At 63.2% G+C, this 15,215-nt stretch carries 13 protein-coding genes; 8 read left to right on the forward strand and 5 right to left on the reverse strand.

Translation table 11 applies throughout. The features are described 5' to 3' along the window. Positions 1–38 precede the first annotated feature (38 nt). From BLT68_RS07440 to xseA, 3 genes are read right to left on the reverse strand one after another with little or no spacing between them, the layout of a single operon-like run. Positions 39–974 (reverse strand): carbohydrate kinase family protein, encoded by a 936-nt coding sequence (locus BLT68_RS07440; RefSeq protein ID WP_074633494.1) that lies wholly within the window; start codon positions 972–974, stop codon positions 39–41. A 46-nt stretch (positions 975–1,020) separates the two neighbouring features. Then, the gene (locus tag BLT68_RS07445) at positions 1,021–1,251 is read right to left on the reverse strand and encodes an exodeoxyribonuclease VII small subunit (protein ID WP_074633496.1); all 231 of its coding nucleotides are present in this window, start codon (positions 1,249–1,251) and stop codon (positions 1,021–1,023) included. Between the two features lie 56 nt (positions 1,252–1,307). Continuing rightward, a complete protein-coding gene (gene xseA / locus BLT68_RS07450) occupies positions 1,308–2,609 on the reverse strand; it encodes an exodeoxyribonuclease VII large subunit (protein ID WP_074633497.1) in 1,302 nt (433 codons plus the stop codon). A 213-nt stretch (positions 2,610–2,822) separates the two neighbouring features. Here xseA and BLT68_RS07455 point away from each other — a divergent pair, with 213 nt between their 5' ends. The 7 genes from BLT68_RS07455 (at position 2,823) to mcrC (ending at position 12,170) form a co-directional block, all read left to right on the forward strand. Then, on the forward strand, positions 2,823–3,890 hold the full coding sequence (locus BLT68_RS07455; RefSeq protein ID WP_050694420.1) for a 4-hydroxy-3-methylbut-2-enyl diphosphate reductase: 1,068 nt from the start codon (positions 2,823–2,825) through the stop codon (positions 3,888–3,890). Positions 3,891–3,927: 37 nt separating this feature from the next. Continuing rightward, on the forward strand, positions 3,928–5,028 hold the full coding sequence (ychF, locus tag BLT68_RS07460; protein WP_074633499.1) for a redox-regulated ATPase YchF: 1,101 nt from the start codon (positions 3,928–3,930) through the stop codon (positions 5,026–5,028). An 8-nt stretch (positions 5,029–5,036) separates the two neighbouring features. After that, positions 5,037–7,655, forward strand: a complete 2,619-nt coding sequence (locus BLT68_RS07465) for an N-6 DNA methylase (protein WP_165603246.1) — start codon at positions 5,037–5,039, stop codon at positions 7,653–7,655. A 623-nt stretch (positions 7,656–8,278) separates the two neighbouring features. Next, positions 8,279–8,473 carry a type II toxin-antitoxin system VapB family antitoxin gene (locus tag BLT68_RS07470; RefSeq protein ID WP_050695718.1) on the forward strand — a complete coding sequence of 65 codons (195 nt, stop codon included), beginning with the start codon at positions 8,279–8,281 and terminating at the stop codon, positions 8,471–8,473. After that, the gene (locus tag BLT68_RS07475) at positions 8,470–8,841 is read left to right on the forward strand and encodes a type II toxin-antitoxin system VapC family toxin (protein ID WP_050694425.1); all 372 of its coding nucleotides are present in this window, start codon (positions 8,470–8,472) and stop codon (positions 8,839–8,841) included. The genes BLT68_RS07470 and BLT68_RS07475 overlap by 4 nt, the downstream gene beginning before the upstream one ends. A 123-nt stretch (positions 8,842–8,964) precedes the next feature. Next, a complete protein-coding gene (locus BLT68_RS07480; protein ID WP_074633502.1) occupies positions 8,965–11,133 on the forward strand; it encodes an AAA family ATPase in 2,169 nt (722 codons plus the stop codon). After that, a complete protein-coding gene (gene mcrC / locus BLT68_RS07485) occupies positions 11,130–12,170 on the forward strand; it encodes a 5-methylcytosine-specific restriction endonuclease system specificity protein McrC (RefSeq protein ID WP_074633601.1) in 1,041 nt (346 codons plus the stop codon). The genes BLT68_RS07480 and mcrC overlap by 4 nt, the downstream gene beginning before the upstream one ends. Before the next feature lie 308 nt (positions 12,171–12,478). Here mcrC and BLT68_RS07490 read toward each other — a convergent pair whose 3' ends face one another. Next, positions 12,479–13,351 (reverse strand): EamA family transporter, encoded by an 873-nt coding sequence (locus BLT68_RS07490; protein WP_074633504.1) that lies wholly within the window; start codon positions 13,349–13,351, stop codon positions 12,479–12,481. Between the two features lie 149 nt (positions 13,352–13,500). Here BLT68_RS07490 and BLT68_RS07495 point away from each other — a divergent pair, with 149 nt between their 5' ends. After that, positions 13,501–13,812: a hypothetical protein gene (locus tag BLT68_RS07495; RefSeq protein ID WP_070778934.1), complete on the forward strand. Its 312-nt coding sequence runs from the start codon at positions 13,501–13,503 to the stop codon at positions 13,810–13,812. 147 nt (positions 13,813–13,959) lie between these two features. On the opposite strand, the gene BLT68_RS07500 is transcribed toward BLT68_RS07495, so the two are convergent. After that, the gene (locus BLT68_RS07500) at positions 13,960–15,201 is read right to left on the reverse strand and encodes a family 20 glycosylhydrolase (RefSeq protein WP_232618702.1); all 1,242 of its coding nucleotides are present in this window, start codon (positions 15,199–15,201) and stop codon (positions 13,960–13,962) included. Between the last annotated feature and the right edge of the window lie 14 nt (positions 15,202–15,215).

The following is a 15,215-nucleotide window of genomic DNA, read 5'->3' on the forward strand; positions in this document are numbered from 1 at the left end:
ACCCGCAAAGGCGTCGGCCTCGTCTGCCCGCCTTGGCGTCAGGACAGCTCGTGCGCCCAGGGCGGGTTCGCGCCCTTGCGCGACACGGTTACGTCCGACGCGGCGCTCGCCCGGTTGATGATGACCCGCAGCCGGTCTTCGCTGAGCGTGCGCAGCTTCTCGCGCGAGTGGGCGCCGCGCAGACCCATGCCCCACAGGGCATCGATCATGCCGCCCATGAACGAGTCGCCCGCGCCAACCGTGTCGACGACCACCACATCCGCGGGGGTCTTCGTGAAACGCAGGCCCGAGGAGGTGACGACCAGGCAACCATGGTTGCCGCGGGTGACGACGATGATCGATGGCCCCAGGGAAAGCCACCGCCGGGTGACCTGGTCGATGTCCGCGCCGCCCGTGAGCCATTCGATGTCCTCGTTAGACACCTTCACGATGTCCGAGAGCGCGACGAAACGCTCAACGGAAGCCAACGCCCGATCGGGGTCGCCCATGATCGACGGGCGCGCGTTCGGGTCGAAGCAGACGAGCGCGTGGTCGCGACCCCGCTTGATCGCATCCAGGACGGCTGAAGCGCCGGGCTCGATAATCGCGGAAATGGACCCGGCCATCAGGATCTGTGCGGTGTCGGGGACATCGATCGGGGGAGTGGGCGCCCACTCCAGGTCGAAGGTGTAGGACGCGGCTCCCGCGGCATCCAGGCGGGCCTGCGCGGTTGACGTGTGCGACGCGCCGCGCGATGCCTCGGTGATCGTCACCCCTGAGTCCGCGAGCTGGAACTCGATGAGCCGTCCGCGCTCATCCGTGCCGATCCACGTCGCCAACGCCACCGGGCGTCCCAGACGCCCCAGCGCCAGGGCCACGTTAGCGGGGGAGCCACCGGGAATCTCATGCGGGAAATCAGGCTGGTCATGAGTAATCACGACGTCAATCAGAGCCTCGCCGATTGCGAGCACGTGGGGTCGGGACAGCAGTGTCATGGCTTTCTCCTCGCCGATCCGTTGGTGACGGTGTCTGTGGACAACACTAGCGCGCGTCAGGGTCCTGCTGCCCGGCCTTTTCCGCCAGACGGGACTGCGCTCCGTCGAGGATCTGTGAGCAGCGCGCCGCCAGGGCTTCGCCGCGCTCCCACAGGATCAGCGTGTCCTCTAACGGGGCCTGACCTCCCTCAAGGGTCTGGACGATTTGCACCAATTCGTCTCGCGCGGCCTCGTATCCCAGGGAATAGGGGTCGGGCAGCTGCTCGTTCTCGGTCATTGTGTTTTTCCTTACGTTGTTTATCCTGTGGGACGAGGCCTGGGCTGGGCTGTGGATCAGGGGCTGCCCGGCGGTGCGGGGGCGGTCGCGCCCACGACCTGGGCGACCATGCGGCCCGACGCGAGGATCCCCTCGATGAGGTCTCCCTTTTTGACCTGTCCCGAGGAGGTGATGAGCGCGCCCGACGGTGTTTTCAGGAGCGAGTATCCCCGATCCAGGGTCGCCTGCGGTGACAGCGCGGTCAGCGTCGCGCGAGAGCGGGTCAGCTCCTGGCGCTCCGATGCGAGTCGGCGTTCGATGGTGGCGCGAAGAGCGCTCACGTGCTGTGCCAACGTGGCGCGGTGCCCGTCGAGGATCGCCTCCGGCCCTCGCAGGACCGGGCGCGACGCCACGAGCGCCAGGTTTGTTCGCTCCATGGACAGGCGGGCGGCGAGGGCCCCGCGCATGCGGCTTTGCGCCTGCGCCAACCCGTCGCGCTCGCGGGCGTGGTCCGGGACGATGCGGCGCGCCGCGTCCGTTGGCGTCGAGGCGCGATAGTCGGCGATGAGGTCCAGGAGGGGTGAGTCTCCTTCGTGACCGATGGCCGACACGATGGGGGTGCGGGCGGCGGCCACGGCGCGCACCAGGCGTTCGTCGGAAAAGGGCAGCAGGTCCTCGACTGCGCCGCCTCCGCGCGCGATGACGATGACGTCCACGCCGTCGATCGCATCCAGCTCACCCAGGGCCGCACCCACTTCCGCCACGCAGTGGTCGCCCTGGACGGCGACCTCGCGGATTTCAAAACGCGCGAGAGGCCAACGCTCCGAGGCGTTGACCACCACGTCCTCCTTCGCCTTGGCGCCTCGACCGCAGATCAGTCCGATTGTGCGGGGCGCGAAGGGCAGGGGTTTCTTGCGCGCGTCCGCGAAAAGGCCCTCGGCCGCCAGGCGGGCGCGCAGCGCTTCGATTTGTGCCAACAGGTCGCCCACGCCCTGCAGGTGAATCTCCGCTGCCTGCAGGTTCAGCCGCCCCGAACGCTCCCAGAAGACGGGCTTGACGCGCGTCACCACGCGCGCGCCCTCCGCCAGGGGAGTGCCTTCCATGATGTTCGCCCACGCCGTCACCGTCATCGACGTATCCGTCTCCAGGTCGCGCAGCGTCAAAAAGTGCATCTTAGCGCCCGGGCGCACCTTGTATTCGACGACCTGGCCCGTAACCCACAGGGGGCTCATACGGTCCACGTACACCTTGATGTTCTCCGTCAGCCTGCGCAGCGGCCACGGGTTATCCCTCGTCGTGTCAGCCGCTTTCGCTGCGGGCGGGCGCGGCGCTAAAGGGCCGCCTGGCGTGGGGGAAGCATGGGGATGGGGCGAAGTCACGGACCCAGCATGCCACACGCTGGGCCAGCCCGCGTCCTCCCAGCACAGGGCGTGGGGAACACGGTCCGGGATTCAAGACGGCCCCGCCCGTGCGGGGAGCGTGATCGGCTGGTTCCCGCGCGCCCACCGCCCTTGGGGATGCGGGTAGTGCCGAATGAGGAACAGGGCTCGCCCCCGCGCACGCCCACCGCCCCGGGCGATAGGGTTGGATGCATGAGCGAAAACGTCGACCTGCGCGCCAGCGCCGAAGCCCCCTTGCCCCAATCACATGGCGAGGGAAACGGGCGCATCCTGCTGGCCGCCCCCCGCGGATACTGCGCCGGGGTGGATCGCGCGGTCGACGTCGTCGAGAAGGCGCTCGAACTGTACGGGGCGCCCGTCTACGTGCGCAAGGAGATCGTCCACAACAAGTTCGTCGTCGAATCGTTAACCAAGCGGGGCGCGATCTTCGTGCAGGAAACCGACGAGGTGCCCGAGGGGGCCCGCGTCGTCTTTTCGGCGCACGGCGTCTCCCCGGCCATTCACGCGTCTGCGGCGACCCGGAACCTGGCGACGATCGACGCGACCTGCCCGCTCGTGACGAAGGTTCACCGCGAGGCAGTGCGATTCGCCAAGGATGACTACGACATTATTCTCGTGGGCCACCAGGGGCACGAGGAGGTTGAGGGCACCTTCGGTGAGGCCCCCGAACACATTCAGGTGGTTGGGGGGCCCGACGAGGTGGATAGCGTCGTCGTGCGCGACCCCTCCCGCGTCGTGTGGATCTCACAGACCACGCTCTCCGTGGACGAAACACGAGAGACCGTGGACCGGCTGCGCCAGCGATTCCCACAGCTGATCGACCCGCCCTCGGACGATATCTGCTACGCCACACAGAACCGCCAGGGGGCCGTTAAGCACATCGCCCCACAGGTGGATGTCATGATCGTCGTTGGCAGCGCGAACTCGTCGAACTCTGTGCGCCTCGTCGAGGTGGCCCTTGAGGCCGGTGCGGGCGCCGCGTATCGCGTCGATAAGGCCGAGGAGTTGGACGCATCCTGGTTCGAGGGCGCCCGCACCGTCGGGCTTACCTCGGGCGCGTCCGTGCCCGAGATCCTCGTGCGCGACGTCATCGAATGGTTGCAGGCGCGTGGATTCCCCGCCGTCGAGGTGGCGCGCACCGAAACGGAGTCCACGACCTTTGCGCTGCCTCGCGACCTGCGTGCCGACCTGAAGAAGGCCGGCATGGCCCCCACGCGCCCCCATGCGCCCCGCGTGGCCGGGCCAAACCACACGAGGTAGGGCAACGCCCGCGGGTCCGCTCCGATAGGATGAGGATGTGTCTCTCACTATCGGTATCGCCGGACTGCCCAACGTCGGCAAGTCCACCCTGTTTAACGCCCTGACCCGCGCGAGTGTGCTCGCCGCGAACTATCCCTTTGCGACCATCGAGCCCAACGTCGGCGTGGTCCCCCTGCCGGACCCGCGCCTGGATAAGCTCGCGGAGATCTTTGGCTCCCAGCGCATCCTCCCGGCCACCGTGTCCTTCGTGGACATCGCCGGCATCGTGCGCGGCGCCTCCGAGGGCGAGGGCTTGGGCAACCAGTTCCTGGCAAATATCCGCGAGGCCGACGCGATCTGTCAGGTCACGCGCGCCTTCAACGACCCCGACGTGGTGCACGTGGACGGCAAGGTGGACCCGGCTTCGGACATCGAGACCATCAAGGCTGAGCTGATCCTGGCCGACATGCAGACCATCGAGAAACAGATCCCGCGCCTGGAGAAGGAGGTGCGCGGTAAGAAAACCGAGCCGGTCGTGCTGGAGACCGCGCGTGCGGCCATGGAGCTGCTGGAGCGCGGCGAGCTGCTGTCCGGCCCCGAGGGCGCCAAGCTGGACCAGGACGCGCTGCGGTCCTTCCAGCTGATGACCTCCAAGCCCTTTATTTTCGTGTTCAACATGGACGCCGCCGAGATGGATGACCAGGAGAAGCAGGACGAGCTGCGCGCCCTGGTGGCCCCCGCCGAGGCGATCTTCCTGGACGCCCAGTTCGAGGCCGAGCTGGTCGAGCTGGACGAGGCGGACGCCCGCGAGATGCTGGCCGAGTCCGGGCAGGCCGAGTCCGGCCTGGACAAGCTGGCGCGAGTCGGCTTTGACACGCTGGGCCTGCAGACCTACCTCACCGCCGGCGAGAAGGAGGCGCGCGCCTGGACGATCCACAAGGGCGACACCGCCCCCAAGGCCGCCGGCGTCATCCACACGGACTTCGAGAAGGGTTTCATCAAGGCCGAGATCGTCTCCTACGACGACCTGGTCTCCCTGGGCTCCATCGCCGAGGCGCGCGCCCACGGCCGGGTCCGCATGGAGGGCAAGGACTACGTCATGCAGGACGGGGACGTGGTGGAGTTCCGGTCGGGGCTCGAGTCCGGGGGGAAGAAGTGAGCGCGGCTGTGGCAGGGCAGCGTAAGGATGATGTGCATCCCATCCTCAACGAGGATGGGAAGTACATCTGCCTCACCGATGGAACGCTCTTGCCCTCTACACCGGAAGAAACCGTCCGGCAGGGGTTCATCGCGGTTTTGATAAACGAGTATGGGTATCCAGCCAACCGCATTCGTCGCGAGGTCCCGATTTACCATGGCAGCAGCGAGATTAGAGACAGAGCGGGCAAGCCAGTTCGAGCAGACATTGTTGTTTACGCAAGTTCCACGGCTGCCGCTCGACGCGACCAAGGCCAGATCAAGTTTGTCGTTGAGTGTAAGAAGCCCGATGCTAAGTCTGGATATGAGCAACTCGTAAGCTACATATTCTCGACCAATGCGCCTGGTGGTGTCTGGACGAACGGTGTTGACGGGGATGAGTCTGACACGAAATTCTATCGAGTTGATAGGGAGCTCGCACAACTCCTTCCCGTTACTGAACTTCCGCGAGTGGATGAAAAATGGGGGTCGATCAATCGACGAAAGAAAACGGACCTTGAGAAGCCTCATGATGTTCGTCGTCTGTTCCGCCTATGTAACAGTAAGCTCTACGGTCGTGGCATGGAGAACTTCGATTACGACATCACCATGGATATGGTGAGGATTCTCCTTGCGAAAATTGAGGATGAGTCAGCTCCTGGTGATTATCCTGCCTTCTATATCTCACAGGATGAGTATGAAAATCCGGAGGGTCGGGAGGCTGCTGCCCAACGCGTCCGTTCTCTTTTCGAGGCTTTTGCTGAGCGACATCGAGAAGTGTTTCCGGAAGGGGAGAGGATTGAGGTCCCCGATTCAGCCATTGTTGAAGCGGTCACGGTTCTCCAACCCTGGTCGCTCGTTGTCGGTTATCAGGATGCAGATGAATGGGATGTCATGGGTGCTGCCTATGAGCAGTACACTCATCAAAACCTGAAGCGTCAACGCGGGCAGTTCTTCACTAACCGTCTAATTGTCTCGGCAATGGTCCAGATGGCTGATCCGCAGGTAGGGGAAAAAGTTCTCGATCCAGCCGGTGGGTCCGGGGGGTTCGTAACTTCGGCTTTTCGGTATATGCGGCAATCGATCCTTGCGACAACTGCTCCGGGTAGTCCGCAGCGTGAACGTCAACTCGATCAGGCGAAGAATGACATTTTTCTATCGGAAATTAGTCCGAGGCTTGTCAAGCTTGCGAAGACTGCGATGCTGTTGAACGGCGACGGACACGCGGGAATGACAAAGGCGAACTCGCTTGGTCCATACGAGAAGTTGGACCCGTGGATTCAGTCGCGCTGCGCTCGGGGTGTCCCGAAGGTGATCCTGTCGAATCCGCCGTTTGCAGGGCAGGGCGAATCGCGTATCGCTGATCCGCAGATTCTCGCGGACTACGAGACTGCTTATCGTACGGTGGTATCTAAGGCGACGGGAGAGCTCGTACAGGAGTTGATGCAGCAGCAAAGTCCTGAACTGCTGTTCTTTGAGCGGTGTCTCGATTGGCTAGCCGAGGGTGGTCGCATGGGTATCGTGTTACCAAAGGCTTTCTTGGATACCGCGCAGGCTCACCGCGCTCGGGAGATGCTCTTCGAACGGGCGTACCTTGACGGCGTCGTCACCTTACATAAGGATTCCTTTCAGCCAGATACAGGGGTGCGTACCTGTATGGTATTTCTTACCAAAAAGACGGAGCGGCAGAGGCAGCTTCCAGAGGGTGATTACGATATCTTCATGGCAGTGTCTCAGAAGGTCGGGCAAACGTCGGAGGGGGAGCCGATCTTTGTGGTAGGCGATGACGGGCGACCTACTGCTGAAATCGACCATGATCTCGACGAGATAGTTCATGACTTCAAAGCGCTGCGGTCTGGCAGTCTAGTTGCTTCACAGTTCCGCTATGCGGTCAAGCGAAGTGATATCGACAACCGGCTTAATATCAACCCGCAGTTTTACTCACCTCATCTGAACGAGTCGATAGCCACGGTGCGTCGATTCGACGAACTTGACGGTTGGTCGGTTACCACTCTTGGTCAGCTCGAAAAGGGGATTGCGGTCTTCAAAGGCCCCCGTCTTAAGACCGAGAATGTGATTGTTTCAGACTTGTCGTCCGGCACTGATGTTGTTGGCTACTTCACGCCCTCTGCCATGCTTCAGGATAAACGAGATTCGGCAAAGTTGATTGATCTTGCGAAGGCGACCAACAAACAGTTGCGCGACTTTGAAATCGTCACTGTTCGCGAGGGGGATTTGCTTCTTACGCGTTCAGGTTCAATCGGTCGACTTGCTTATGTCTCTAGCGTGATGGAGGGGCAGATCGTTTCGGATGATATGATTCGTGTAAGGGTTCCATCCGAGGAGATTCGGGCGTATGTCGCCGCTTTCTTGTTGTCTGAGAACGCGATGGCGCAGATGTTGATGAATGAGTATGGATCGGTTCAACAACACCTCGAACCGGGCCATGTGCGAGATCTTCTTATCCCTGTACCGCGGAACTGGTTGGATGCGGCTAAGTTAATTGCGAGTGGTAAGGAGTTTATAGAATCGAAGGAAGCTTCGGATCGTGCTATGCAGGCGCTCCGTACCCGCGGATTCGATCGGGGCATGACTGAGCTGCTCGGGTGAAAGGGGTGATCGGTCCGCAGTGAACTGCTGGGACCTCGTGGTCCGATTTGCCTGGACTTGTCGCCCTTCCGAACGTCTGTTGAAGACTGCTCTCTCGGGCCGCTCCTCGAGATTTTCGTGTGTCATCTGCGCGAAGAGTGGATATCCTGGTGAGATGAATCGACAGAAGGTATTATTCCTCGAGGAAAGATATACCGTGGGTGTGCAGGAAGGTCGCTCTTTGTTTCGGCAGTTAAGGCACGCGAACGTTTGACGTGTGAAACCCGGGTTACTATTGGCACAGGATTGTGTAAGGAGTATGTGACTGGTGCTAGCATTCGCGAGATTGGGTGTTAGCCCGGGTACTCCATTGCGTGTGTTCGCAGTCTTCTAAATGGTGCGGGGACGGGGTTTTGAGAGCCAGGTAAACACTCAGGGAGGGTGAGTTCTTGACTCTCATGTGTAAGATGCCCTCCGTCGAATTCAGGTTCAACGTCTGATCGTTCTTGAACGCGGCGGCGGCCGGGTCGCGCGAGGGCGTGGCCCGGCTTTCCTGTTGGGAGTGTAGCTCGCGAAGCGGAGTCGCATCACAATGCGAATCAAATGATGGTGCTGGTGATGTTATGCTGGTGGTGGAGGTAAACATGAGAACGACTGTGACACTCGATGATGACCTGCTCGCCCGCGCTGAGGAGCTCACTGGGATCAGAGAGCGCTCCGTTTTGATCAGAGACGCGGTTGAGCTCCTCGTCCGTATCGAGAGCGGCCGTCAGTTAGCTGCGCTCGGCGGTAGTGATCCAGGAGCGGAGGCTGCGCCGCGGAGCCGGGCGCGCGCATGAGAATCCTCGTTGACACGAACGTGTGGATCGACCACCTGCGCACAACCGAGCCAGTCCTGGTCGATCTGCTCGAACGTGATCAGGTGTGCGTGCACCAGAGCGTCATCACTGAGCTGGCATTGGGCAACCTGAAAGACCGGTCGATCTTCCTGAAGGCGTTAGAACGCTTGATGATAGTGCGTAACGTGGATGATCAGGGGGTGCGCTATTTTATCCAGGAGCGGCGGCTGTGGGGTAGGGGGCTGAGTGCTGTCGATGCGGCAATTCTGGCGAGCGTTGTTGTAACCCCTGGCATGTCACTGTGGACACGCGACAAGCGCCTGCGTCAGGCCGCGCGCGACGCGGGTGTGCTCGCGGACCTCGACTAAGGGGCGTGGAGGCCGGGTCGTGAGAAGTCGCGCCCCCTCCTTGCCGCTGGTGTTGGGATGGTGGAAGCTTCGAGCAAGTGCACCCTGGGTGTGTGACTGGTCGCCCGGGTGTAGGGTGTGGCCATGACGACGGATAGCCAGTACTCATGGACCAGCTTTTACATGGAGTTCGCCGACAAACTGCTCGCCTTCAAGGACGACAGGCAGGCGTTGATCGCGGCGCTGCAGAAGGTGTACGAGGACATCGGTATGACGCTGCCGACGCTCGATGCCTCCGGCACGCCGACGGACATCGACCCCTTCACCGTCTTCGGCCTCTTCAACCGAGGCCTCGCCGAGCGCAAACGCCGAGCAATCGCAACGGGCATCGGCACCGCCCTCGGCGTCAACTCGCCCCTGACGGATGACTTCGCCGGCGTCCCGGTTCTCCTCAACATCAACGCGACCTTCTACGACCAGGCCAGCCGCGACGAAGCAGACATAGAGCGACTGTGGAACGTCTTCAGTGCCGCGCTGGCATACGCGGACCAGCCGACCGCCCCCGCCCGCGCGGCCTTCGCATCCGCCTACGACACGGTCCTGCGCCAGCGCCGCGTCGGTTGGAACATCACGATGGGCCTCTTCTGGATCCGCCCCCTCACCTACCTCAACCTGTGCTCGCGCGACCGCTGGTGCCTCGCCCTACCCAACACGATGCCCAGCGACATTCGGGCCACCGTCGAATCCCTCCGAGACGCCCCGCCGGCCGCCGATTACCTGCAGCTGCGCGACCGCGTCCGCTCAGCCATGGACAGCGGCGACTACGAATACAAGACCTTCGCGGACCTTTCCGCGTACGCGTGGCGGGTCTCCGAAGAGGTCAACCAACGGAACAAACGGACAGACAAAGAGAAAGAGACAGCAGTGCAGTCCGCCGCCCTCGGTGACGCGGACGTCCAGACCACGCGCTACTGGCTCTACGCGCCCGGCGAGGGCGCGCGCATGTGGGAGGATTTCTACGAGCGCGGCGTCATGGGCCTGGGCTGGGCCGAGCTGGGCGACTTGAGCGCCTACGCCTCCAAGGAGGACATGCGCCAGCGCCTGCTCGAGATCCGCACCGACAACACGTCCCAGACCAACTCGGCCCGCGCCGTCTGGCAGTTCGCCAACGAGATTAAACCCGGCGACGTTATCTTCGTGAAGAAGGGACGCTCCGAGATCCTCGGGCGCGGCGTCGTCACGGGCGACTACGTTTACGACCCGAACGGCGGGCACTACCCGCACATCCGCGAGGTTCGCTGGACCCACGCGGGACACTGGAGCCTCGACAAGCCCCTCGCCATGAAGACGCTCACCGAGGTCACCGACTACCCGGAGTTCGTGGCCACAGTCGAGGCATTCTTCGAGGACGCCGAGGAGGAGGCCTCAGGCACCGAGGAACCCGCAGTTTCCTACCCCGAGTACACGAAGGAGGACTTCCTCGACGAGGTCTACATGGACGAAGCGCAATACGACGCCCTCGTGGGAGTGCTGCGCGCCAAGAAGAACATTATCTTGCAGGGCGCGCCCGGCGTGGGCAAGACCTACGCCGCCAAGCGCCTCGCCTACTCGATGATGGGCGTCAAGGATGCCTCGCGCGTCATGATGGTCCAGTTCCACCAGAGCTACTCCTATGAGGACTTCATCGAGGGCTACCGGCCCTGCACCACAGGCTTCGAGCTGGTCAGGGGCGCCTTCTACTCGTTTTGCAAGAAGGCGTCCGAGGACGAGGATAACGACTATTTCTTCATCATCGACGAGATCAACCGCGGCAACCTTTCCACGATCTTCGGTGAGCTCTTCATGCTCATCGAAAGCGATAAGCGGGGGAGCAAGCTGCAGCTCCTCTACTCCCGCGAGCTGTTCCACGTGCCCTCCAACGTCTTTCTCGTCGGCATGATGAACACCGCCGACCGGAGCCTCGCGATGCTCGACTACGCGCTGCGGCGCCGCTTCGCCTTCGTTGAGTTGCGCCCGGCCTTCGACTCGGAGAGATTTGCCGAGTACCGCGCCTCGCTGGAGGACCCGCGCTTCGACGTGCTGGTGCGCGCGGTCGCGCGCCTCAACGAGGCCATCGCCGCCGACGATTCCCTCGGCGAGGGCTTTCGCATCGGTCACAGCTACTTCTGCAACATGGACGCCGACGAGTGCGACCACGCGGCGCTCTCCTCGATCGTGGAGTACGAGCTGGTCCCGATGCTCAGGGAATACTGGTTCGACGAGCCCGCCAAGGTCGAGGAGTGGGCGCGGAAGTTGCGCGGGGCGCTGCGGTGATCCGCGTCCGAAACCTCTACCACATGCTCGCCTACGCCTTCTCGGTGCTGACCGAGCAGGGCTACCGCGCCGTGGCCACCGAAGACTTCGACAACGCCGCAGAGCTGTGCGCCGCCATCCTTGAGCGGGGCGTCTCGCTCCAGCTCAAACGAGGCCTCGGGCAAGAGTACGTGGGCCGCACCGAGGCCCGATCCTCCCTGCGCGGGAAAGTAGAGGTCACCGAGTCCGTGAAGTCCCAGGCTCTCTTGCGTCGCCAGATGGTGTGTTCCTACGACGAGTTCTCGGCAGACACGACAATGAACCGCATCATCAAAGCGACGGTCGCCCTGCTCGTGCGCGCGGACATCTCCACGGCCCGCAAGAAGAGCCTGAAGAAGCTGATGATCTTCTTCGCCAACGTGGGTGAGATCGACCTGCACACGGTCGACTGGAACATGCGCTTCGACCGCAACAACCGCACGTACCGCATGCTCATGGCGGTATGCTGGCTCGTCGTCAAGGGACTGCTGCAAACCCAGAGTGATGGACGCGTACGTATGATGGACTTCTTCGACGAGCAGCGCATGTGCCGCTTGTACGAGAAGTTCATTCTCGAATACTACCGCAAGGAACACCCTCGCCTCCGCGCCAGCGCATCCTTCATCGACTGGGCGCTGGACGATGGGGCCTCGGACGGCCTGCCCGCCATGCGCAGCGACGTGACGCTCACGCGGGGCGGCCGGGTGCTGATCATCGATGCAAAGTACTACGAGCGTGCGATGCAACAGAACTTCGACAAGAGGACCGTGCATTCGGGGAACCTGTACCAGATCTTCGCCTACGTGAAGAACAAACAAGCCGAGCTGGAGCGCGCGGGGGAGAGCGCCGAGGTCTCGGGCGTGCTCCTCTACGCCGCCACCGACCAGGAGATTCAACCCGACTTCGCCTACCGCATGAGCGGCAACCGCGTCAGTGCGATGACCCTCGACCTGGACCAGCCCTTCGCGGCGATCCGCGCCCGGCTCGACGCGATTGTCGAGGAGTATCTTCCGGCATGAGGCCGCCGCTCGGCCGGAGGGGCCTTCTACCGCTGATACCGCTGAGAAGAGGCGGGGGAGGCGTGCGCAACTTCTGTCGTGTTAACGCCTGGCGTCAATAACGCGCCTCGTCATATCACGTGGGTACGATTCAATCGTTTGGTGATCGTCAGACTGAGCGGTTGTTTGCAAGGGAGGCCGCGGCCTCCCTTCGACCCGCGCATCGCGCGCGTTGCACTGCGCGCTGTTCACCGTGCGAGTGAGTGAGTTTGCGGGGGCTTGGGCGTCGTACGGCGCGAGCCAGCGAATCTGAACGTCGGATGCCGCCTCTACGCCACCACCATCGCCACAGTGCCTGCGCATATGACGGCCAGGCCGACCAGGTAGCGCCGCGTGAAACGCTCGTGAAACGCCAGCGCCGAAAAACCGACGGTCACCAGGATCGATAGCTTGTCGATGGGAACGACGATGGACGCGGGCCCACCCTTCAGCGCGTGATAGTACACCAGCCACGACGCGCAGGTCGCCGCGCCCGACGCGATGATGAAAGCCAGCTCCCGTGTTGGAATCAATCGCACCTCGGACGTGCGTCCCTGGGCGGCCACGATGCCCCACGCCATCGCCAGCACCACGAGCGTCCGCACGGCCGTCCCCAATGTCGGATCCACTCCGGAAACGCCGACCTTCCCCAGGATGGATGTCAGCGCCGCAAAGAATGCCGAGGCGAGGGCATAGATCAGCCAGCTCCCGCCCTGACGCAGCGCGCGCGGTAGCCCAGACAGGTCGGTCGGCTCGACCATCAGGAGAGTTCCTGCCGTGATTGCGATGATCCCGAGCATGCCCCACGCGCTCACCGCTTCACCCAAGAGGACCAGGGCCAGGAGGATAGTCAGGACCGTCGAGAGCTTGTCGATGGGTGCCACCCGGGAAACGTCGCCCCGGGACAGTGCCGCGAAGTAACACAGCCACGACGCCCCTGTCGCCAGCCCAGACAGGAGGAGGAAGAGCAGCGAGCGCGCGTCGATAGCGAAAACGTCGGTCGCCGAACCGGCCAGAGCAGCCATGCCCCACGCCCCTGCGGCCACGACGACCGTGCGCAGGGCCGTCGCCACTGACGAGGCCGTGGTCGCGACCCCGGCCTTTGCCAGGACGGACGTTACCCCCGCGAAAAGAGCTGATAGACAGGCGAAGAGGATCCACATCCTTCCAGGCTAGATGGGTATCTGGTCCAGGTACATTGCAGTGAGATGAATGTGGGTCACATGCGGCACCGAACGCCAGCGGATGGACGATAGTTATCGCGTATTTGATGTGAGTCGTCCGCTGACGTTGCGGAATGAAGAGAGACGCGATGACAGACAATGCCGAAAGCCCCGACGCTGGGGAAGAGCTGGTTGACGACAGCCGAGATATCGCGCTCGATACGAGCGACGAAACGGAACTGACGGAAACTCCCTCGCAGGGAGTTTCAGAACTCCGCGAGACGATGGCTCAGCAGGACTCTGAGGCTGAAAAGTATGCGATCGAATTCCTCAAGAAAGTTATTCGCATCCGAGGTGTGGAAGCAATCGGTCAGCGGGGCGACCCCAGAAGAAACAGACCCGGGGATCCTTCAGGGGGCTCAACAGGCTATCAAGGGGACGACCAAGGTTGTCTCCGATAGCGCGATGAGCGCTGCCTCTGGGGCCGCGGACAGTATCAAGGGATTCTTCGGCCGCGGCAAATAGCCGCTCGATGGACGATGCCCGCCGATGGACGAGGCGCGGGCCGGGGCGGCACACTGTCGGCGGCGGGCTCGGCCCCAGCCTCGTCACGTGCGGAGGCGGCAAGCGATACCCAGGCCGCGCAGGTAATCCGTTTCCGAGTCTATGAGTGTGGAGAGCTCGCTCCACGGGAGCGCATCGCCTCCGTGCCATGCGATCTCGGCGACCACGAGTAGGCGTGGGAGGAGATGGTAGAACAGGGCGTCTGGCGTGGTGAGGAATTCGCTCCACGCCGCGGCTTGGACGCCGACGAGCCCGCTGCCGGTGAGGGCGCCGGGCAGCTCCTCGAAGATACGCTGCGGGGTGATGATGCCGTCCATCCCCGTGGGTTCGCTCGAGACCGGACCGGATAATCGGTTGAGGTAGAGGAGGTCCGCGTCGCACTGGACCCAGTGCCGTCCGCTCGCGCGCGCCTGTCGCGTTCCGACACCTGCTTCGCGCCACGCCATAATGAGGGCATCTGCGGGCAGGTCCGCGCCCTCAATGTCGACGATCTCGTCCCACCCGCCGACGGTGCGCCCCCGCTCGGCCAAGACGGAGGTGCAGTGGGAGAGGAAGAGTCGCTGAATGTCTGCGCCGCTGGCCACCCCTTGCGGACGCAGTCGCTCGATCAGGGAGGGATCGGCCTCCCACTCGTCCCACCGACACTCGTCTCCGCCCACGTGAATCACGGGCGAATCGAAGAGTTCGCACACGCGCGTTAAGGCCGCCTCTACGAAACGGAAGCTCGACTCTGACGGCCACAGCATGTCGTTGCGCCACTGTCGCGTGCGCGGCAGCTGCCCCGCGAGGCGAGGATTGCCCAACTGGGGGTACGCGTAGATCGCGGCCCCCATGTGCCCGGGGATATCGACCTCGGGGACGATGCGCACGCCACGCTCGCGCGCGTAGGAGGCGAGGCTCCGTATCTCCTGATCGCTGTAGAAACCGTGCGTGGAGGATGGTGGCGCGTCGCGCCACGTGGCGCGCCTGCGGGTGGCATCGACGTTGTCGTACCAGTCGTAGGGCTCGCGCTCGATGGACGCGCCGACCGTGGTGAGCGCAGGATAGCCGGGCACGGGGAAACGCCACCCCGCGTCGTCGGTCAGGTGCCAGTGCAGGGTATTGAGACCGTAGCGCGACATGAGCGTGATGATCGTGCGCATGGTGTCGACGCTCCAGAAGGTGCGCGCGGAGTCGATGAGCAGCCCGCGCCACGCGTGTGCGGGCGCTGCGCTTCGGTCGTGCGGTATGGGCGCCCCGTGCGAAGAAAGGGCTTCGGGATGGGAAGATGAACTGATGATGGCCACGTTGCCTCCGATTC

Source organism: Schaalia meyeri (assembly GCF_900105015.1).
Taxonomy (GTDB): Bacteria; Actinomycetota; Actinomycetes; order Actinomycetales; family Actinomycetaceae; genus Pauljensenia; species Pauljensenia meyeri.